General features: G+C 71.4%; 15 protein-coding genes. 12 read left to right on the forward strand and 3 right to left on the reverse strand.

Annotated elements, in window-relative coordinates; translation table 11 throughout:
• Positions 1-210: 210 nt before the first annotated feature.
• A complete protein-coding gene (gene afsR, locus FHS39_RS18325) occupies positions 211-3,138 on the reverse strand; it encodes an SARP-family global regulator AfsR (RefSeq protein ID WP_184350418.1) in 2,928 nt (975 codons plus the stop codon).
• A gap of 154 nt (positions 3,139-3,292) precedes the next feature.
• Here afsR and FHS39_RS18330 point away from each other — a divergent pair, with 154 nt between their 5' ends.
• The 10 genes from FHS39_RS18330 to FHS39_RS18375 all read left to right on the forward strand — a co-directional run bounded on the left by FHS39_RS18330 (position 3,293) and on the right by FHS39_RS18375 (position 17,182).
• Positions 3,293-4,513, forward strand: a complete 1,221-nt coding sequence (locus tag FHS39_RS18330) for an amidohydrolase family protein (protein ID WP_184350419.1) — start codon at positions 3,293-3,295, stop codon at positions 4,511-4,513.
• A 97-nt stretch (positions 4,514-4,610) separates the two neighbouring features.
• Positions 4,611-5,522, forward strand: a complete 912-nt coding sequence (locus FHS39_RS18335) for a TIGR03619 family F420-dependent LLM class oxidoreductase (RefSeq protein WP_184350630.1) — start codon at positions 4,611-4,613, stop codon at positions 5,520-5,522.
• Positions 5,523-5,537: 15 nt separating this feature from the next.
• Positions 5,538-6,332, forward strand: coding sequence for an SDR family NAD(P)-dependent oxidoreductase (locus tag FHS39_RS18340; protein WP_184350420.1), 795 nt, complete (start codon positions 5,538-5,540; stop codon positions 6,330-6,332).
• Between the two features lie 151 nt (positions 6,333-6,483).
• Complete coding sequence (locus FHS39_RS18345) at positions 6,484-7,611, forward strand: LLM class flavin-dependent oxidoreductase (RefSeq protein WP_184350631.1); 1,128 nt, start codon at positions 6,484-6,486, stop codon at positions 7,609-7,611.
• 108 nt (positions 7,612-7,719) lie between these two features.
• Positions 7,720-9,522 (forward strand): amidohydrolase family protein, encoded by a 1,803-nt coding sequence (locus FHS39_RS18350; RefSeq protein ID WP_184350421.1) that lies wholly within the window; start codon positions 7,720-7,722, stop codon positions 9,520-9,522.
• Positions 9,523-9,717: 195 nt separating this feature from the next.
• On the forward strand, positions 9,718-11,268 hold the full coding sequence (locus tag FHS39_RS18355) for an APC family permease (protein ID WP_184350422.1): 1,551 nt from the start codon (positions 9,718-9,720) through the stop codon (positions 11,266-11,268).
• Between the two features lie 225 nt (positions 11,269-11,493).
• Positions 11,494-12,957 (forward strand): alpha/beta fold hydrolase, encoded by a 1,464-nt coding sequence (locus tag FHS39_RS18360; protein WP_184350423.1) that lies wholly within the window; start codon positions 11,494-11,496, stop codon positions 12,955-12,957.
• A 1,831-nt stretch (positions 12,958-14,788) separates the two neighbouring features.
• The gene (locus FHS39_RS18365; protein ID WP_184350424.1) at positions 14,789-15,355 is read left to right on the forward strand and encodes a papain-like cysteine protease family protein; all 567 of its coding nucleotides are present in this window, start codon (positions 14,789-14,791) and stop codon (positions 15,353-15,355) included.
• Between the two features lie 11 nt (positions 15,356-15,366).
• Positions 15,367-16,200, forward strand: a complete 834-nt coding sequence (locus FHS39_RS18370; protein ID WP_184350425.1) for a hypothetical protein — start codon at positions 15,367-15,369, stop codon at positions 16,198-16,200.
• Between the two features lie 136 nt (positions 16,201-16,336).
• Complete coding sequence (locus FHS39_RS18375) at positions 16,337-17,182, forward strand: hypothetical protein (protein ID WP_184350426.1); 846 nt, start codon at positions 16,337-16,339, stop codon at positions 17,180-17,182.
• On the opposite strand, the gene FHS39_RS18380 is transcribed toward FHS39_RS18375, so the two are convergent.
• Positions 17,152-17,442, reverse strand: coding sequence for a hypothetical protein (locus FHS39_RS18380; RefSeq protein ID WP_184350427.1), 291 nt, complete (start codon positions 17,440-17,442; stop codon positions 17,152-17,154). The two genes, FHS39_RS18375 and FHS39_RS18380, sit on opposite strands and share 31 nt — an antisense overlap.
• A gap of 53 nt (positions 17,443-17,495) precedes the next feature.
• On the opposite strand from FHS39_RS18380, the gene FHS39_RS18385 reads away from it, so the two are divergent.
• Together FHS39_RS18385 and FHS39_RS18390 are read left to right on the forward strand one after the other, a co-directional pair.
• Positions 17,496-17,813, forward strand: coding sequence for a MazG-like family protein (locus FHS39_RS18385; RefSeq protein ID WP_184350428.1), 318 nt, complete (start codon positions 17,496-17,498; stop codon positions 17,811-17,813).
• 81 nt (positions 17,814-17,894) lie between these two features.
• On the forward strand, positions 17,895-18,761 hold the full coding sequence (locus tag FHS39_RS18390; RefSeq protein WP_184350632.1) for an AraC family transcriptional regulator: 867 nt from the start codon (positions 17,895-17,897) through the stop codon (positions 18,759-18,761).
• A 25-nt stretch (positions 18,762-18,786) separates the two neighbouring features.
• Here FHS39_RS18390 and FHS39_RS18395 read toward each other — a convergent pair whose 3' ends face one another.
• Positions 18,787-20,283 carry a CehA/McbA family metallohydrolase gene (locus FHS39_RS18395; protein ID WP_184350429.1) on the reverse strand — a complete coding sequence of 499 codons (1,497 nt, stop codon included), beginning with the start codon at positions 20,281-20,283 and terminating at the stop codon, positions 18,787-18,789.
• Positions 20,284-20,400: the final 117 nt, after the last annotated feature.

A 20,400-nucleotide genomic window follows, 5' to 3' on the forward strand; every position in this document is an offset into this window, starting at 1 on the left:
CGGACGGGCATTAGGGCTGTTCACCCTAGAGGTGAGGCCTCACCTACGACCCGCCTGCCCCCCGACGCGACGGATCGACATCCCTTAGATTGGCGGTACGCGATAAACGATCGATGAACGGGCACGTGACAGGGTTTTCACGGCAGTTGCGCCCGCCCCCGGAGGGGAAAAGACACCGCCGGCGCCTCCCGCACGCCGACCCGCTCGCTCCTAGACCGCCACCGGCGTCAGGAGCTCCCGCACGTCCGCCGCCTCCGAGGAGCCGAGCTGCTCGAAGATGGCCAGCGCCTCCGTCCAGCAGGCGTGGGCGCGCCCGGACTGCCCGAGGGCATCCAGACAACGCCCGAGCACCGTCAGTGCGTTCCCGCGCCGCCAGTCGCCGCCCATGGTGCGCAGCTGCACCAGGGCTTGTTCGGCGTGGGCGGCGGCCTGGGCGGGCTGGTGGGCGGCGAGGTAGAGCTCGGCCATGCGGAAGAGGGTCATGCCCTCCCACATCCGCTGCCGGTTGTCGCGGAAGATGGGCAGCGCCTCGGCGAGCTGGGCCAGCGCCTCCACGTGCCGGCCGGCGCGGGTGAGGGCCACCCCGTACGCGTACAGGCCGTTGGCCAGCCGCCAGGAGACGTTGACCTCGCGGTAGATGGCGATGGCCTGCTCGGCCAGGCGCAGCCCGGACTGGACGCGCCCGCTGTCGAGGTGCACCCGGGAGAGGTTGCTGAGCGCGCTGGCCTCGCCCGGCCGGTTGCCGTCGGCGCGGAAGCAGGCGAGGGCCTGGCTGATGTAGGCCTCGGCGTCCTCGTGGCGGTGCTGGTAGATGGCGGTGATGCCACGGTTGTTGGAGGCGTAGCAGCAGGGGATGGGGTCTTCGCAGGCGCGGCCGAGCAGGACCGCCTGGCGGGCCTGCTCGTCGGCCTGGGCGAAGCGCCCCGCGACGTTGTGGACGTGCGTGAGGACCGTGCGGGCCCGGCCCTCGGCCCGGGTGTCGCCGGTCGTCCGCGCGGCCGCGAGAAGGGCCGTGGCGGCCTGTTCGTACTGCCGGGAGTCGGCGCCGGACTCGGCGAGGTCCTTGGCGGCGAGCAGGAGGTCCACGGCACGGCGCAGGGTGTCGCCTGAGGAGTCGGCGTGCTGGCGCACGCAGGCCAGCAGGCAGCCCGCCTCGGCGAAGAGCCAGTCGCTCGCGGCGCTGCGGTCGGTGAAGGTGAGCCCGGGGTGCGTGGTGGGCGTGAGGTGGACGAGGAGCTGGTCGCCGGGGCGTTCGAGGACGTAGACGCCGGCCGCGGTCGCCAGGTAGAAGTCCAGCAGCCGGGACAGGGCGGCTTCGCGCTCGGCCGGCGGCTGTTCGTCGCGCTCGGCGCAGGAACGCGCGTAGAGGCGTACGAGATCGTGGAAGCGGTAGCGGCCCGGCGCCGCGGATTCCAGCAGCGAGGTGTCGACCAGGGACTCCAGGAGCTCCTCGGTGTCGTCGGGGTCCAGGTCGAGGAGGGCGGCCGCGGCGGCGAGCGAGATGTCGGGGCCGTCGGCGAGGCCGAGGAGGCGGAAGGCGCGGGCCTGGGCGGGCTCCAGCTGGCCGTAGCCGAGTTCGAAGGTGGCCTTGACGGCGAGGTCGCCGGCGCGCAGCTCGTCCAGGCGGCGGCGCTCGTCGGCGAGCTTGCGGGCCAGGACGGTGACGGTCCAGGTGCGACGGGCGGCCAGCCGGGAGGCGGCGATGCGGATGGCGAGCGGCAGGAAGCCGCAGGCGGCGACGACGTCCATGGCGGCGTCGCGCTCGGCGCCGACCCGCTCGGCGCCGACGATGCGGGTGAAGAGCACCAGCGCTTCCTCGGGGCTCATCACGTCGAGGTCCACGAGGTGGGCGCCGGCGAGGTCGACCATGCGGGAGCGGCTGGTGACGAGCGCGGCGCAGCCCTCGTTGCCGGGCAGCAAGGGACGGACCTGGGCGGCATCGCGGGCGTTGTCGAGCAGGGTCAGGACGCGGCGGCCGTCGAGGGTGGAGCGGAAGAGCGCGGCGCGCTCCTCGACGCCTTCAGGGATGGCGGAGTCCGGGATTCCGAGGGCGCGCAGGAACGACCCGAGGACGGCCTCCGGTTCGGCGACGACGGGGCCGGTGCCCTGAAGGTCGACGTAGAGCTGCCCGTCGGGGAAGTGGTGGCGTGCGGCGTGCGAGACGTGCACGGCGAGGGTGGTCTTGCCGACGCCGCCGATGCCCGCGACGGCGGAGACGGCCATGACGCTGCCCTCGGCGGTGGCGAGCTGGTCGCTGAGCTCGCCGACGAACGCGGCGCGGCCGGTGAAGTCCGGGACGGTCGCCGGGAGCTGGGCGGGCCGGATGAAGGTGGGGCCGGCGCTGGGCCGGTCGGCGCCCATGTGGAAATTGAGGTCGACGTCGGCCTGCAGGATGCGCTGCTGGAGCTCGGAGAGCTCGGAGCAGGGGTCGACGCCGAGTTCGTCGGCGAGCAGGCGGCGGGTGTCGGCGTAGACGGCGAGGGCTTCGGCCTGGCGGCCGCTGCGGTAGAGGGCGAGCATCAGCAGCTCGCGCAGGCGCTCGCGCAGCGGGTGGGCGGCGGTCAGGGCGGTGAGTTCGGAGACGGCCTCGGCGTGGCAGCCGACTTCGAGGTCGAGGTCGAGGCGGGTCTCCAGCAGGGACAGCCGCCACTCGTCCAGGCGGGCGCGCTGGGTGTCGGCGTAGGGGCCGGAGAGCCCGGCCAGCGGCTCGCCGTCCCAGAGGCCGAGTGCCTGGTTCATCAGCTCGCGGGCGCGGCCGCGGTCGCCCGCGCCGCGTGCCTTGTCGGCCTCTGCCGCGAGCCGTTCGGCGGTGTCGATGTCGAGGCCGCCCTCCCTGACGCGTATGGCGTAGCCGCCGGATTCGCTGACGAGGGCGTCGGCGTCGGGTCCGAAGGCCTTGCGCAGGCGGGAGGCGTAGGTGCGCAGCGCGGCGAGCGCCGCGTGCGGCGGTTCATCGCCCCAGAGGGCGTCGACGAGCTCGGGGGCGGTGGCGGTGCGGCCGCCGCGCAGCAGCAGGGCGGCGAGCAGCGCCCGCTGCTGGGGTGATCCGGTGTGGAGCAGTTCTTCGCCGCGCCAGGCGCGGACGGGCCCGAGCACGGTGAAGCGCAGCCGCTGCCCGTGCCCTGTGTCGCCGGCCATCGTGACCCCCTGCCTGTCCTGCTCGGTCGCACCGGCCAGTCTGCCTTGTTGAAGCCCTCTGCGTCAGCAGGGGTCCGGCCTCTCCACAAGGACTTCCCAGGGCCGCGTGCGTGATTTGCTGACGGTCCGTCAGATCGGCGCTAACGTGTCGGCCATGGCGAGCTTCCCCAAGATAATCTCGGTGGACGACCACGTGGTCGAGCCCTCCGACGTCTGGCGGGACCGGCTACCGGCGAAATTCCACGACGTCGGGCCGAGGATCGTCCGGGCCCCGGTGAAGGAGATGACCTTCACCGGCGGAAGGTTCGCAACGGCCATGGGGGCCCCGGGGGACGACGGGCCGGTGGCCGACTGGTGGGTCTATGAGGATTTGTACCGTCCGCTCACGCGGCTTGATACCGCCGTCGGATACTCCAGGGACGAGATCGGTCTCGAAGGAATCACCTACGAGCGGATGCGTCCGGGTTCTTTCAGCCTGCCGGAGCGGTTGGCCGATATGGACCGCAACCATGTCCAATCCGCGCTCTGTTTCCCCACCTTCCCGCGTTTCTGCGGCCAGACCTTCGCCGAGGCGCGCGACCGCGAGCTCGCGCTGCTGTGCGTGCGGGCCTACAACGACTGGATGGTGGAGGAGTGGTGCGGTCCCGCGGCCGTGGGCCGGCTGATCCCGCTGGGGATCGTCCCGCTGTGGGACGCCGGGCTGGCCGCCGCCGAGGTGCGGCGCAATGCCGCGCGGGGCGTGCGGGCCGTGTGCTTCTCCGAGATCCCGCCCCACCTGGGGCTGCCGTCCGTCCACAGCGACGCCTGGGACCCGTTCCTGCGGGCGTGCGAGGAGACCCGGACCGTCGTCGCCATGCACATCGGCTCCTCCTCCCGGATGCCGTCGACCTCGCCGGACGCGCCGCCCGCCGTCGGTTCGGCCCTCACCTTCGCCAACTGCTGCTTCTCGCTGGCCGACTGGCTGATGTCGGGCAAGTTCGACCGCTTCCCCGGGCTGCGCATCATGTACGCGGAGGGGCAGATCGGGTGGATCCCGTACATCCTGGAGCGCGCGGACGTCGTCTGGCGGGAGAACCGCGGCTGGGGCGGCATCGCGGAGAAGGTGGCCAGCCCGCCCTCCGAGCTCTTCGCCCGGCACGTCCACGGCTGCTTCTTCGACGACGCCTTCGGCCTGCGCAACCTCGACGCGATCGGCGAGCGGAACGTGCTCTACGAGACCGACTACCCGCACTCGGACTCCACCTGGCCGAGGTCCCGGCAGGTCGCCGAGGAGCAAATGCGGCACCTGGCGCCGGAGACGGTCGAGCGGGTGGTGCGGGGCAACGCGATCGAGCTGCTCGGGCTCACGCCCGAAGGGCTCTGGGCCGGTGCCTGATCGGGCGGCGGATCCGGTGCCTGATCCATCACTGGAACAGCCACCGGCCTCGATCCACGGCCTGCAGGTGCTGCCCGAAGGCCGGCTGTCCTACGGCATGCAGCTGCCCGTCCAGGCCCTGAGCACCCTCTTCGCCGAGCCCTGGGAGGCGGCGGCCGGCCCCGACGAGCTGCGGCGCGTCGCCCGCGCCGCCGACCGGCACGGCTTCGCGTACGTCGCCGTCTGCGACCACGTGGCCGTACCCCGGCGCCTGGCCGTCGCCATGGGGACCGTCTGGTACGACCCCGTGGCCACCCTCGCCCACCTCGCCGCCGTCACCGGGCGCGTCCTGCTGCTCAGCCACGTCGCCGTGGCCGCGCTGCGGCACCCGTTGGTCACGGCCAAGCAGTACGCCACCGTGGACCGGCTCTCCGGCGGGCGGCTGGTCCTCGGGGTGGGCGCGGGGCACGTGCGCGAGGAATTCGAGGCGCTGGGCGTGGACTTCGGGCGCCGCGGGGCCGTCCTGGACGAGACGGTCGACGCCCTGAAGGCGGCCCTCGGCCCCGAGGAGTTCCCGGCGTTCGAGGGCAGCCGCTTCCGCTTCGACGGCCTCGGCCAGGGCCCACGTCCCGTACGCACGCCACGGCCGCCCCTGTGGGTCGGCGGCTCCTCGCCCGCCGCGCTGCGCCGGGCGGCCCTGCGCGGCGACGGCTGGCTGTCGCAAGGAGACCCGCGCGAGCAGCTGCCGCAGCGCATTGCGGAGCTGCGACGGCTGCGCGAAGAGGCGGGATGCGAAGGCCCGTTCGCCGTCGGGGCGATCACCGAGCCGCTGTACGTCGGCACGCCCACCTGGGACACCGGCCCCCGGACGCTCACGGGCGCGCCGCAGGCGCTCGCCGCGTCGCTGCGCGCCTACCGGGAGATGGGAGCGGACCAGATCCAGGTGCGCTTGCGCTGCCGCGGCCTCGCCGAACTCCTCGACCAGATGGCGGCCTTCGCGGAGGAGGTCGCCCCCCACCTCCGTGGATGAAGGGATGCGCACGCCATGGGCAGAGGCAGACTGGACGGCCGGGTCGTGCTGATCACCGGTGCGGCGCGCGGCCAGGGCGAGCAGGAGGCGCGGCTCTTCGCGGCCGAAGGCGCAAAGGTCGTCCTCGCCGACGTGCTCGACGAGGCGGGCGAGGCGCTGGCCGCGGACATCGGGCACCCGTGCGCCCGCTATGTGCACCTCGACGTCGGCCGCGAGGACGACTGGGCGGATGCTGTCGCCTTCACCACGAGGACGTTCGGCAAACTCGACGGGCTGGTCAACAATGCGGGGATCCTGCGCCACCGCGCCCTCGTGGACACCTCGCTGTCCGAGTACGAGGTGGTGGTCCGGGTCAACCAGACCGGCCCCTTCCTGGGCATGCGGACCGCGGCGCCCGAGATCGCGGCCGCGGGCGGCGGGACGATCGTCAACACCGCCTCGTACGCGGCCCTGGCCGGCATGGCCACGCTCACCGCCTACGCCGCCTCGAAGGGCGCCGTCCTCGCCATGACCCGCGTGGCGGCCCTGGAGCTGGCGGCCCGCGGCATCCGGGTCAACGCCCTGTGCCCCGGCGGCATCGACACCCCCATGACCAACCCGGCGCTGCTCCGGCCCGGCGCGGTCCCCGGGCACGGCCGGGAGCAGGCGGACGCGGCGTTCCGGAAGCTGGTGCCGATGGGGCGGATCGGGCGGCCGGAAGAGGTGGCGCGCGCGGCGCTGTTCCTGACGTCCGACGACTCCTCGTACGTCACCGGGCAGCCCTTCGTCGTGGACGGCGGCTGGCTGGCCGGGGCGGACCCGTCCTGGTGATGCACCCGTTCACCGGGGCGGACCGGTCCTGGTGAGGCGCCCGCCCGCCCCGCGCGTCCGCCGCTCTTGACGCTCCCACCGGCTGGTGCGAGAGTCCTCCACATCTGACGGTGCGTCAGGTAAATCGGCAGCACGACGGGCGGTGACCTCCGTGGAATTCGGGATCTTTGTCCAGGGGTACGTACCTGCGAGCCGCAGGCGGACCGACCCCGAGGCCGAGCACCACGCCCTGATGGAGGAGACCGAATACGTCATCCAGGCGGACAGGTCGGGCTTCAAGTACGCCTGGGCCTCCGAGCACCACTTCCTCGACGAGTACTCCCACCTCTCCGCCAACGACGTCTTCCTCGGCTACCTCGCCCACGCCACCGAGCGCATCCACCTCGGCTCCGGCATCTTCAACCCGCTGCCGCAGGTCAACCACCCGGTGAAGGTCGCCGAGAAGGCCGCCATGCTCGACCACCTCTCCGGCGGCCGCTTCGAATTCGGCACCGGCCGCGGCGCGGGCAGCCACGAGATCCTCGGCTTCCTGCCGGGCGTCACCGACATGAACGCCACCAAGGACATCTGGGAAGAGACGATCGCCGAATTCCCCAGGATGTGGCGCGAGGAGGAGTACCCGGGCTTCGCCGGCCGGCACTGGTCGCTGCCGCCCCGCAAGATCCTCCCCAAGCCGTACGGACCCTCCCACCCCGCCATGTGGTACGCCGCCGGGTCGCCCTCCTCGTACGCCATGGCGGCCAAGAAAGGGCTGGGCGTCCTGGGCTTCAGCGTGCAGAAGGTCTCCGACATGGAGTGGGTCGTCGACTCGTACAAGACGGCCGTCCAGCAGGCCGAGGCGGTCGGCGCCTTCGTCAACGACAACGTCATGGTCACCTCCACCGCGATCTGCGCCGAGACCCACGAGCAGGCCGTGGACATCGCCGTGCGCGGCAACCTCAACTACCTCCAGTCGCTGCTCTTCCGCTACCACGACACCTTCCCGCGCTCCGAGGGCATTCCGCGCTGGCCCGAGCTGCTGCCCGACTACAGCGCGGAGATCATCGAGCTGCTCATCGCCGAGGAGCTGATGATCTGCGGCGACCCCGACGAGGTCTTCCGCCAGTGCAAGCGCTGGGAGCAGGCCGGCGCCGACCAGCTCGCCTTCGGACTGCCGGTCGGGGTGCCCTACGAGGACACCCTGCGCACCATCCGGCTGATCGGCGAACACGTCATCCCGAAGATCGACACCGACCCCGTGCACCGCACCACGCGCTACCGCCGGGCCGCCGCGGCCTGAGCACCCCCGTCCGCCGGGGCGGCGCCTCCCGGGCCGCCGCCCCGGCCCCGCCCGTACCCCGCGCCCGCGTACGGGCCGTCCGACCGCCGAGCGAGAGGACCCGCCGCCGTGCTCGACCACCTCATCCGCCGCGCCACAGTCGTCGACGGCACCGGCGCACCCTCGTACGTCGCCGACGTCGGCATACGGGACGGACGGATCGCGGTGATCGACCGCGGCCCGGCCGCGGTGAAGGCGGGCGGCCGCACCGGCGAGCGGGCGCGCACCGAGGAGGACGGGACCGGGCTCGTCCTCGCGCCCGGCTTCGTCGACCCGCACACGCACTACGACGCCCAGCTCTTCTGGGACCCCTACGCCACCCCGTCCATGAGCCACGGCGTCACCACCGTCGTCGGCGGCAACTGCGGCTTCAGCCTCGCGCCCCTGAACCCCGCGCGCCCCGAGGACGCCAACTACACGCGCCGGATGATGAGCAGGGTCGAAGGCATGTCGCTGGCCGCGCTCGAGGAGGGCGCGCCCTGGACCTGGTCGTCCTTCGGCGACTACCTGGACGCGCTGGACGGCCGGCTGGCCGTCAACGCCGGTTTCATGGTGGGCCACTGCGCCCTGCGCCGCTACGTCATGGGCCCGCGCGCCGTCGGCGGCACGCCGGACGACGGGCAGCTGCGCGGCATGCTCGCGCTGCTGCACGAGGCCATGGACGCCGGGGCCTGGGGCCTGTCCACCACGCAGTCGGCCTCGCACTCCGACGGCGACGGCCGGCCCGTCGCCTCCCGGCACGCCCTGCCCGGCGAACTCCTCGCCCTCTCCCGCGCGGTCGGCGCCCACGAGGGCACCCAGATCGAGGCCATCGTGGCCGGCTGCCTGGACCGCTTCTCCGACGCCGAAGCCGACCTGCTGGTGCGCATGACGGCCGCCGCCGGGCGCCCTCTGAACTGGAACGTCCTCACCATCGACGCGGCCGAGCCCGGCCGCGTGCCGCACCAGCTCGCCGCGAGCGAGAAGGCGCGCGCCGCGGGCGGCCGGATCGTCGCGCTGACCATGCCCATCCTCACGCCCATGAACATGTCGCTGGGCACCTTCTGCGCGCTGAACCTCATCCCTGGCTGGGGCGAGGTGCTCGCCCTGCCGGTGCCCGAGCGTATCGACCGGCTGCGCGACGGTGCCGTACGGGCCGAGCTGCTGCGCCGCGCGCGGGGACCGGAGGCGGGGGTGTTCCGGCGGCTGGCCGACTTCGCCCGGTACGTCATCGGCGACACGTACGCCAAGGAGAACGACGGGCTCACCGGCCGCAGGGTCGGCGACATCGCCGCCGAGCGCGGACAGGCCCCCTTCGACTGCCTGGTGGACATCTGCGTCGCCGACGTGCTGCGTACGGTCCTGTGGCCGATGCCCACGGACAACGACCCCGCCAGCTGGGAGCTGCGCCGGCACACGTGGGACCACGAGGACGTGCTGCTGGGCGGCTCGGACGCGGGGGCGCACCTGGACCGGATGTGCGGGGCGCCGTACACGACGCGCTTCCTCGGCGACTGCCTGCGCGGGCGCAGGCTGGTGCCGCTGGAGCGGGCGGTGCGGATGCTGACGGACGAGCCGGCGCGGCTGTTCGGGCTGCGCGACCGGGGCCGGATAGCCCAGGGCTTCCACGCCGACCTGGTGCTCTTCGACCCGGAGCGCGTCGACGCGGGGCCCGCGGCGCTGGTGCACGACCTGCCGGGCGACGGCCCGCGGCTGGACGCGCGGGCGGTGGGCGTGGTGAGCGTACGGGTGGGCGGCGTGGAGACGGTGCGGCACGACGTGGTGACGGGGGCGCTGCCGGGGAGGGTGCTGCGGTCGGGGCGGGACACGGAGACGGTGGGGACCGTTGGGGCGGCGGGGACGGCGGGGGCGGCGGGGGCGGGAAATTTTTGAAGTGGGGCAAATGGGGCGGAGATGCGGTTTCCGTTGTGCGGCGGGTGAGGCGGGAGCCCTTGGTGTTACCGGTCGTAATGCGATGTCTTCCTTGCTTGACGAGGTCAACTGCCGGTGCCGCGGCACGAATTCAAGGTCGATTCCCCGGACCGTTTTCCTCCGGATGCGGAAACAGCAGCACCTAACGTCCTGCCCATGGCTCAGGCACATCCCCGGCTGCGGTCCGGAGACACGGTAACGGGCGTCGCGGGCGCCGACGGCGGGGAAGTGCGCGGCAAGGGCCTCGGCGGCGAATCCGTCGGCCTTCTGGGCAGCGCTGTCATCGGGATCTCCACCGTCGCGCCCGTGTACTGCCTGACCTCCACCCTCGGCCCGACCGTCGGCCAGGTCGGGGTGCAGATGCCCGCCGTCTTCCTCGCGGGCTTCCTCCCGATGCTGCTGGTCGCCTTCGCCTACCGCGAGCTGAACAGCGTCCTGCCCGACTGCGGCACGTCCTTCACCTGGACGGTGCGGGCCTTCGGCCCCCGGATCGGCTGGATGTGCGGCTGGGGCCTGGTCATCGCGACCATCATCGTGCTGTCGAACCTCGCCGGCGTCGCGACCTCCTTCTTCTATCTGCTGCTGGGCGAAATCACCAGCAGCGAGGCGGTGGGTGCCCTGGGCGGCGACCGTGTCGTGCACGTCCTGACGTGCCTGGCCTTCATCGCCGTGGCGACGGCCGTCAGCTACCGCGGTGTGACCGCGACCAAGGGGGTGCAGTACGGGCTCGTCGGCCTCCAACTGGCCGTCTTGGCCGTCTTCGTGGCGATGGCCATCGGCAAGTCGCCTTCCTCCGGCAGCTTGCCGGGTGCGGTCGACTTCTCGTGGGCGTGGCTGAACCCCTTCGCCGTGCCGTCCTTCGGCGCCTTCACCGCCGGACTCTCCCTCTCGATCTTCATGTTCTGGGGATGGGACGCCTGCCTGACGGTCAACGAGGAGACGGCCGGCAGCGAGAAGACCCCCGGCCGGGCCGCGCTGCTGGCCATGGCCGTGCTCGTCGGCTCGTACCTGCTCACGGCCGTCGCGGCCCAGATGTTCGCCGGCGTCGGGAAGGAGGGTACGGGCCTGGGCAACCCGGAGACGGCCGACAACGTCTTCGCGGCGCTGGCCGACCCGGTGCTGGGCACGGCGCTCGGCGTGCTGCTGTTCGTGGCCGTACTGGCCTCGGCGGCCGCCAGCCTGCAGACCACATTCCTGCCGGTGGCCAGGACCGTGCTGGCGATGAGCACCTACGGCGCCCTGCCGCCGTCCTTCGCCCGCGTCCACCCGCGCTTCAAGTCCCCGGGCCGCGCGACCGTCGCGGCGGGCGTCGCCACGGGCGTCTTCTACGCGGGCATGAGCTTCCTCAGCGAGAACGTCCTCATCGACACGATCTACGCCCTCGGGTTGATGATCTGCTTCTACTACTCCATCACGGCCTTCGCGTGCGCCTGGTTCTTCCGGGCCGAGCTGCGGAATTCGCTGCGCGCTGCGTGTTTCAAAGGCGTCTTTCCACTAATGGGCGGACTGTTGCTGGCGGCCGTCTTCTTCAAGACGCTCCACGACATGTGGGACCCGGCGTACGGAAGCGGGAGTTCGGTGCTGGGGGTCGGCTCGGTGTTCGTGATCGGGGTGGGGCTGCTGGCCGTCGGCGCGGTGCTGATGGAGTCGATGCGGCGGCGCAGCCCGGCGTTCTTCCGGGGGAGGGAAGGGGCCGACGGGCCTTGAGCCGTTCGGCCGAGCCCGTGTGGCGGGGCTCGTACGCGTGCCGAAGCATGCTGCGTGCAGGTGATCCACGACGCCGGGCGGCATGCGGCAGCCCAGTCAGGAGACACGGTGGACGGCAGCCCGGAGAAGGACAGCCCGCCTGAGCGTGGCGGGCGCGTACGGCCGGCCCGAGCCCTTGCCCAATGGTGGCGCCGCAGGTCCACCGCGCACAGGCGGTGGCTCGCAGTGGGCATCTGTCTGGCCCTGGGCGCGTTCGGTGCCGGCGGGCTGCTGGCGGTCGACAGCTTCCGGTCCTCGGACGAGCCCTGCGACCAGATGCCCACCGACATCGCCACTAGTGACTACGCGCTGGACTTCAGCGTGCCGGCCGGGCTGATGCCGGACAGACGGTTCGACGGCCAGAAGGCGCAGTTGCACGTGCACCGTGTACAGCCGAAGTACCAGCACGGGCGGTGCGCGCAGACGCCCGTCAGGGCCGCCGTGCTGATCCACGGCCGTACGGTCCCCGGACCGGTGGCCTTCGACCTCAAGGGCGCCGACCAGGATCACAACAAGCTCAGCGTGCAGGCGGGCCTCGCCCGAGAGGGGATCGACACCTTCGCGCCGAGCCTGCTCGGCTACGGCCAGTCCACGCGGTTCAAGGACGGCCTGGACGATCCCGACAACGCGAGCCTCAGGGCCTTCCGCTCCGACGGCAGCTGTGCCTTCGCGGAGGGGTGCGACCGTACCCACAACCCCGTCTTCCCCCTCGACCAGCAGGGCACGAAGCTCTCGACCAACCCTCTCGCCGGGCAGCGGTACGCCCACTCCAGCAAGGTGCGCTTCGCGGGCACCGACGTGTGGGTGCGCGACGTCCGCCAGGCCATCGACGATGCCATCGCCAAAGCCCATCCGACGGACGGCAAGGTGACCCTCCTGGGGTACTCGCTGGGTGGAAACCGCGTCGGCCGGGCGCTGTACGCGAACAACCCCAACCCTCTGCTGCCCAAGAGCTCGGACACGATCGCGAAGGTCAACCGCGTCGTCTTCCTGTCGTCGTTCTACGGCGGGACGACCGAGGAGTCGACGCCGTCGGGAGGCTTCGTCTCCTTCCCCCTGACGCTCACCGACCACCAGGGGACGTCCGACGGCTGGAAGCTGGCATCGGGCACGACCGAGCAGGACTGTCCGGGCCGCATCGTGAACGGCAGCCAGGACGAGACCTGGAAGGAGCTCATGCAGCAGGACGGCCGAGGCCGCGACTGGGGCGGCACCGACCCCCACCACCCCGCCGGCCTCAACCGCTCGCCGACCTTCTCCACCTATGGCTGGAACAGCACCGTCGCGGGGCAGCTGACGGTGCCGGCGCTGGTCATCCACGGCATCGACGACGGCGTCCTGCCGGTGACGACGTCGACCACCCTCTACGACCAGCTTCCGGCCAGCATGCAGAACAAGGTGCTGGTGCAGATCAAGTGCGCGAGCCACACGCTCCTGGCCGAAGGCTGCACGGGCGCCCGCTGCAAGCCACCGGCTTCCGCCACGGTGTACGGCCAGGCCCCCAACACGACGTGGGCGGGCCCGCACGCCACACTCAACGCGGCCCTGATCGAGTGGATCACGAAGGGCACGTTCGACGGCGAGGGGACCGGAAAGTTCACCGTCGACAAGAGCGGGGTGGTCCATCGACAGGCGGCCGCGACGGGGTGAGGTGGCCCGCGTCAGCCGCGTGTTGGGTAAGGCTCGCGAACGGCACGGTTGACCGGTAACTTGTGGGGTGTCCTTGAGGACCGGAACCGGTGCCGGGCCTTGTAGGCAGCAAAAAAGGCCCCCGCCACGGACGGCATTCCGCGACGAGGGCCGACCGTAGAGGACGGTTTCCGGCCGTCAGTCCTCAGCTCAGCGGAGGATTGACGGTCACCGTCCGACGGTCACCTTCCGGTGCACAACAAGAAAGGCCCCCGCCGCGGACCGACATTCCGCGACGAGGGCCGACCGTAGAGGACGGTTTCCGGCCGTCAGTCCTCAGCGTTTCGGAGGATTGACGGTCACCGTCCGACGGTCACCTTCCGGTGAACCACCTCCACAGTTCCCGGATCACGGCTGCGACCCGCTCGTGCAGAGGCTTTCTACGGTGGCGCCTCACTGGCGCCCCCCTTCATCGGGACGCGGCCAATGCCGGTGACCGCACCGGAGGGAGCCCAGACCGGGACACCCCGGGCGAGTGCCCCGATGACGGGACCTCTTTGAAGGGGGGCGCGCTCGAAGCGCTGGCGACGACACTACATCGCCGCGGCGCGGCTAATGATGCGTTCCCAGACGGGAGTTGGGTGGGCTCTCGGCTAACAGAATCCCCTGGTCAACTCCCTTTTGGCGACCTCACCCAGGGTGCGGAGCACGGCTTGGCGCAGTCACCTCGCCAGCCGGAACGGAGGGCGCACTGGAGCCTGCCGGGGGCGCACGGGGCGGTTTCGCTCTGCTTCGATGTACGCGGAGGCCGACGGGTCGGGAGACCGTGCTGCGTCACTATCGGCCCGTGAGGGTCAGGCGCGCAGGCCCTGGGCGGCGACCGCGTCGTGCATGTCCTGACGTGCCTGGCCTTCATCGCCGTGGCGACGGCCGTCAGCTACCGGGGGGGGGTGAAGCGAGAGTTTGGTGCTGGCCGTCGGCGTGGTGCTGACGGGGTCCTAAGGGGTCGCGGCCATGTTGGCACCCGTGACCGGTTGGCAGGTGATCCCGACCGGGGTGTCGATGTTTTGGGTGGCCACGCCCAGCAGGCCCAGAAGACTGCCGACGTCGGATTTGCCTACGGCAGACAGCGATTGACAGCGATAGTTCGCCGGGTGCTGCGGTGTCGGCGGAACACACCCGAGGACCACAAGGCCGTTGGGCAGTGCGGAACCGGAACAGTAGACATCTTGGAGAGGGGCTGCGGATGCGGAGGTCGTAGCCGGCCTCGGTGTATCCGGCACGGTGGCCGGATACCAGCAGGAGGCGCCAGATCCCGGTGGGCAGGGTGAGCACTGCAGTGACGTGGGCTGCCCGCACCGTCCAGCGAGACGGGGACGCAACGGCGGAGCGAACCTGAGTGGTGGCCATGCGCACCATCCGCCCGACGTACCGCTCCCGCAACGTCGTTGCCAGGAATGGACGTCCAAGCCAGCCTGGGAAGGACATCCGTGCAACCACCTCCCCCTCCGGAGGGGGGACTCTCATCCCGGGATGCAATGGAGGCCATGCGACGGCGCAGTCCGGCGTTCTTCCGGGGCGCAACGGAGCCGGGGGCGGCTACGGTGGCAGCGGCGGAACAGGTCTTTTCCTCGGGAAAGCGCCCCGCCGCCATTAGGGTGAATTGCCCGCGCGACCCCTGCCCGATGTCGCCCTCTTGCGCTCTTCTGTCATTGCCGCGCAAATATCGGGGCGCAATCCCGAACTGACGCCAGTTCCGGGCCGATTGACAAACCGGCCGGATGTGAAAGGCGGGCGCGGCCGCACCACGTCAACTATCCCCGTATCGCACGCGTTGCAACGGAGGAAAGTCATGAGACGAAAAATGGTGGCCATGGCGTCGACCGTGGCGCTTGCCGCCTCGGGAATGCTGATGGCCGCGGGCCAGGCGCAGGCAGACGGAGCGTACGACGACATCACCATGCTCAAGCAGGAGAAGACCCAGTGGTGCTGGGACGCCTCCGGTCTGACGATCGCGCAGTGGTGGGGCTTCACCCAGTACAGCCAGACCGACTTCTGCAATCTCGCCGCCAAGGGCAGCAGCCTCAGCTGCAACAACCAGCCCGCGACCCTCGACGATATGGCCAACGCCTGGCACAACATGGGCTTCGCCAACACCGGGTACGACCTGTACCGCGCCGCGACCTTCAGCGAGGTCCAGACCGAGGTCAACAACTCCCGGCCCTTCGGCGCGCGCATCGGCTGGAACTCCGGCGGCGGCCACATGAACGTCATCTACGGGTACGACACGTCGGACTCGACGATCGCGGTCGGCGACCCCTGGCCGGACACGCAGACCTACACGTGGTGGAACTACAACGACTACGTGAGCAATTCGTCGTTCAAGTGGACCCATTCCCGTCCCGGCGAACACAACTAAGGCAGGCGATCATGCGAGGCAAGAGCAACCCCCGGCTCCCCCGCCTGGCCGCCGGCCTGACGCTGGGCGTCTTTGCGCTGGCGTCCGCTGTGTGCACACCGGCACAGGCCGCCGACGGGCCGCCCATCCCCGATCTCCAGGGCGCGGTGAACGTGCTGCATTCGGATGCGGTGCACGACACGGTCTGCCGCTTCCTCACCGCCAACACGAAGTCCGGCACCAGCGGCAAGAAGATCGGGCCCTCCAAGGCCGTGACGTGCGACCCCCAGCAGCAATTCACCCTGGGTGACCCGATCGCGCTGTACGAGATCACGCCCGACTTCGTCACCGGAAAGGCCGCACCGACGCTCCTCAGTGCGGTGCAGCTCAGCTATCTGGTGGCCAAGGTGACGGGCCCCAACGGGCACAACGCCACCGTTCTGCTCGCCGCGGCCTCCTTGCTCGGCAACTGGCACATGGCCGCCGTGCGCGACGGCGACGGCGACGTCACCAACGCCGCAAAGGCCACTGCAGGCTCCACGGTGTTCAGCGAGCCGCAGATCCACGCCTGGTACAAGCTCACGCTCGATACCGTCACGCCGCTCAATGACGCGGCGACCACGGGCCTCGGCGGCAAGTCGTCGGTGTCCCTCGCCGACTACCAGAAGCTGGTGAAGGGCCGCTTCTCGGACAAGATGCCGGGCTCGGACTACGACACGAAGGGCTTCTCCAGCGGGTACGGGCTTACCGCGCCGAAGCCGGATTCGTCGTCCTCGGTTCCGGTGGCGCTCGGCGGGTCGGCCGCCTCGGCTGCTCTCGTAGGCGGCACGTTCGCCCTACGGGCGTACCGCAGGCGTCTCGGCTGAGCCCGCGATCCAGGGAGCTGACGCCGTCGCGGTGCGCGGCGGCGTCAGCGCCGAACCGGAGGGACACCTGCCGAAGGCCGTAGCCGGCGGTACGGCCATCATGGAGACGCACACGTCTGCGTGAGGAGCCGGTCCGGTGAGTGCGGTATGGCTGAAAGAACAACTGCTGGAGATCGCCTCTGCGCTGTACCCGGACCGGCCCCCGGTAGTGGTCCGTGAGTGGACCGATCCCGTATGCCTTCTCGACCCGGAACCAGTCGGCCACCGCTTTCTGTTCCTCGTCGCTGCCGGAGGGGACGACCGCCCCGCGTCGCCGGGCTTCGACGACGTGCTGGACGCCTTCACCGCGGCCGGGTGGGCGGCGCACCGATGGCGAGGGAGCGGGCCTGGGGAGAGCCGGGCGACGGCCTCGCGCGATGGTTTCGAAGTCCGGATCTACGAGGGTGAGGGGCGCGGGATCCTGACGTTCACCGGCTGGACGCCGGTCGAGTTCACCGGACGGCAGCTGCGGCAGCCGTACTTCACCCTCAGCACGGTCGTCGATGGGGTGGTGTGCAACGACTGCAACGGCTGGGGCGTGTGCCTGGAGTGTGAAGGCACTGTCCGCATCGACCGGGAGGACGGCGGCGGCTGGGAACGATGCTGGTGTTTCGCGAGCAACGGCGGACCCGGAAGGTGCGGCTGGTGCCTCGGCTCGGGGCGGCGTACCGCTGACGGGATGGGGCCGTGGGACCGAAAGCGGTCCGGACTCCCCGATGCCGGGAGCGCCTTCGGGCAGCCGCCGGTCGAGGGCGGTCACGACTCCGCCATCAGCGCGTTCACCGATGTAGCCCACCGGCCGTGCGCGTGCGGAGAGTTCCGCTGCCTCTGGCGCAACGAGCTCACCGGAGCCGACGGTCAGCGGGTGTCCCGCTTCTTCGGCACCTGCCAGAGCTGCCTTGCGGAGCGCACCTACGCATTCGCGCTGGCCCGGCGCTTGTAGTAGGCGTAGGTGAGTACGAGCACCAGGGGCCCGAACAGTATCCCGGGCGTGATGCAGACCTTCGCCAGGAGCTCCCACCAGCCGTTGGCGAACTCCGCGTGGTGCATGCCGGGGACGATCCAGGACAGCAGGACGGGCAGCCAGAAGGCGGTGGCGCCCAGGCCGCCGAGCGTGGCGGGAATGATCGCCGCATACGGCGGTATGCGCTTGCCGCCGATGAACGGCAGCCAGTCGGGGGCGACTTCGCCCCACCGTCGCACCAGCCCGACCGACGCACGCCTCGCCGACCACCGCAGCTGGGAGCACACAGCGTATGGATCAGCACACCTGGGCCACTGTCGACCGACTAGTGACGTGGCTGGACGAGAACAACCGGATGTCCGACGAGAGCCGGCGCACCCTGCGGGTGAAGAAGCTGACCGAGGAGGTCGGTGAGGTCGCCCAAGCCGTTATCGGGGCGACCGGCCAGAACCCCCGCAAGGGGACCACCCACACCTGGGCGGACGTCGAGAACGAACTGTGCGACGTCGTGCTCACGGCCATGGTCGCGCTGCGCACGCTCACCCCCGATGCGGCGCGGATCTTCGCCGAGCGTCTCGACCACGTCGCGGCCCGGTCGCTGGGTGCCTGACCCGACCGGACCGGGCACAAGATGTCGGGTCCGGCAGGGTGGGTCCTTCCTAACGTGGTGATCGCAAGGAAGGAGGCCGGGATGCTGGAGCGGCTGAACCAGGCCATGGAGCACATCGAGGCCCGTCTCGACCAGCCGATCGAGGCGGCCGAGCTGGCGCGGATCGCGGCGACGTCGGAGTACCACTTCCGGCGGCTGTTCTCCGCGCTCGCGGGGATGCCGCTGTCCGAGTACATCCGGCGCAGGCGGCTCACCGTCGCCGGGGCCGAGGTGCTCGCGGGGGAGCGGACGCTGCTGGAGGTGGCCGTGCGCTACGGCTACGGATCCGGGGAGGCGTTCGCGCGGGCGTTCCGTGCCGTGCACGGCGTCGGCCCCGGTGAGGCCAGACGGTCGGGTGCGGCCCTCAAGTCCCAGCCACGGATGTCCTTCCGCCTCGTCGTCGAAGGGAGCAACAGCATGCAGTACAAGGTCGTGGAGAAGGACGAGTTCCGTGTCGTCGGGAAGAAGGCGCGCGTACCCGTCGTCTACGAAGGGGTGAACCCGGCCATCGCCGCGTTTATCAAGAGCATCGGGCAGGAGACGGTGCATCGGATACACGCGCTGTCCGACCAGCAGCCCGAGGGCATCGTCTCGGCGAGCGTCCTGCACGACCAGAGCCGTGCCGAGGGCAGCGAACTCGACTACTACCACGGTGTGGTGACCGGTGCGCCCGCGCCGGACGACATGGACGAGCTCGCCGTCCCGGCGGGCACGTGGGCCGTCTTCGACAGCTCCGGGCCGTTCCCGCAGGCGCTCCAGTTCATGTGGCGGGACGTCTTCACGGAGTGGTTCCCGTCGAACCCCTACCGGAGCAGGCCGGGCCCGGAGATCCTGCGCACCCGGCTGTCGCAGGACGGCACGCAGGCGGATGCGCAGCTGTGGATACCGGTGGAGCGGACCGCCGTCTGAGCGGCCCCGCCCCTACCCGCGGCCCCTACCCGCGGCCCAGGAAGATCGGGTTCGTCGTGGCCGCCATGGCACCCGGCAGCCCCGACGCCCCGCCGTCCGCTGCCGGGTGCCGGACCTCGGCGCGTACGTACGCGGCCTGCGCCGCGCTCGTGCGCCATTCCAGCCGGCCGTCCGCCGGGACCGGTGCCGTGAACAGCCGTCCCTGGTCGGTGACAAAGGAGGCCGTGCAGCCCGGCACCCCGCCGGCCTCCAGCCGGACCGTGACCGGCGCGTCCGGCGCCACCGGCAGCCGGCCGCCGATGTCCGCGTGGGCGCCGTTGCCGCCCGTCGCCCTGAAGGACAGCTTCACGGCCGACGACTCGGCGATCCAGCTGCGGCCCGCGCGGATGCCTTCCTGCAGGGCCTCGCGGGACAGTGCGTCCGCGAGGACGACGGTCTGCGGCAGGCCGACCACCTGCGGCTCGCGATGGGCGTCGCTGTTGCCCATCGCGGGCAGCCAGCGCCCGCCGTCGCGAACGGAGGCCACCAGCATGCCGTCCCACGCCGCGATGGCCATCTCGTCGTCGGGGGTGAACGGGCCGTTCCACACCTCCAGCGCGTCCGCCTCGGCGTAGCCGAACTTCCAGTTGCAGCCGACGCAGGTCGCGTACGGGTGGGCCGGGACGACCAGTCCGCCTGTTTGCCGGATTCTGCGCGCGAAACGTGCGAAAGCGTGGTCGCGGGCGCGGTAGCGCCAGTCGATGAAGGCGCCCGGGTCGGTGCCCAGGGCGACGACGTGGCCGTTGCGGGTGGTCACCTCCTCGCCGGTGAGGATCAGCAGGTCGTCACCCCACAGGCCCTGCCATGCGCCGTGCGACGACGTCGTGTTGTGCTCCGTCGTCGTGATCCAGTCCAGCCCGGCGGCCCGCGCCGCCGCGGCGATCTCGGCGGGGGTGCGCTTGCCGTCCGAGTGGACGCTGTGCAGGTGGTTGTCGCCCCGGTACCAGGCCCGGCCCCGCCCCCTGGCGTGCTGCGGCGGGTAGACGGGCTTGGGCGTGGCGCCCTGCCGCCCGTACCGCAGGGTGACCTTTACTTCGTACGCCAGGCCCTGCGGGGCCACCGTGTACGGGCCGAGGACGACGTGCCAGGTGCCGGGGCGGACCGGGCCCGCCAGATAGCCGGGCGTGGCCTGCTCGGCGCTGATCGCGAACTCGGTGCGGGCGCCACCCGACCAGCCGCGGAAGCCCGGCCCGCCCAGCTCGGTGCCGCGCTCGTCGAAGATGCCGATGTCGCAGGCGTTGCCCTGGGTGCCGTCCGGCACGGCCGGTCTGTCGTAGCCGTAGGAGACGGCGATCTCGCGCACGCCGCGGGGGACTTCCACGGGGAGGTGGACGAAGTCCGGCGCGCCGGCCGGCAGCCTGCCGGTGACCGTGCGGGTCTCCTCGCCGGATCCGTCGGCGTGGGCGAACGTCACGCGGTCGAGCGTAAGCACACTCGCCGCGCCCGCGACAGCGGTCATTTTCAGTACGTCGCGCCGGTTCATGCGTGCCCCTTCCGGGTCGCCTGGAGGTTCGACACGTGCCGGGCGGCGGTTCGGTCACCGCCGTCCACAGTGTCGTACCCCCAGGTGGCGGATGGGGGAACAGGCGGTTTGTCGCGG

It is taken from the genome of Streptomyces olivoverticillatus (genome assembly GCF_014203555.1).
Taxonomy (GTDB): Bacteria; Actinomycetota; Actinomycetes; order Streptomycetales; family Streptomycetaceae; genus Streptomyces; species Streptomyces olivoverticillatus.

Bases quoted from the DNA above. Each gene is read 5' to 3' on its own strand.
- FHS39_RS18390 (WP_184350632.1), top strand. From the start codon at position 17,895: ATGCTGGAGCGGCTGAACCAGGCCATGGAGCACATCGAGGCCCGTCTC.
- FHS39_RS18365 (WP_184350424.1), top strand. From the start codon at position 14,789: ATGAGACGAAAAATGGTGGCCATGGCGTCGACCGTGGCGCTTGCCGCC.
- FHS39_RS18355 (WP_184350422.1), top strand. From the start codon at position 9,718: ATGGCTCAGGCACATCCCCGGCTGCGGTCCGGAGACACGGTAACGGGC.
- FHS39_RS18385 (WP_184350428.1), top strand. From the start codon at position 17,496: ATGGATCAGCACACCTGGGCCACTGTCGACCGACTAGTGACGTGGCTG.
- afsR (WP_184350418.1), bottom strand. From the start codon at position 3,138: ATGGCCGGCGACACAGGGCACGGGCAGCGGCTGCGCTTCACCGTGCTC.
- FHS39_RS18335 (WP_184350630.1), top strand. From the start codon at position 4,611: ATGCAGCTGCCCGTCCAGGCCCTGAGCACCCTCTTCGCCGAGCCCTGG.
- FHS39_RS18330 (WP_184350419.1), top strand. From the start codon at position 3,293: ATGGCGAGCTTCCCCAAGATAATCTCGGTGGACGACCACGTGGTCGAG.
- FHS39_RS18395 (WP_184350429.1), bottom strand. From the start codon at position 20,283: ATGAACCGGCGCGACGTACTGAAAATGACCGCTGTCGCGGGCGCGGCG.
- FHS39_RS18340 (WP_184350420.1), top strand. From the start codon at position 5,538: ATGGGCAGAGGCAGACTGGACGGCCGGGTCGTGCTGATCACCGGTGCG.
- FHS39_RS18370 (WP_184350425.1), top strand. From the start codon at position 15,367: ATGCGAGGCAAGAGCAACCCCCGGCTCCCCCGCCTGGCCGCCGGCCTG.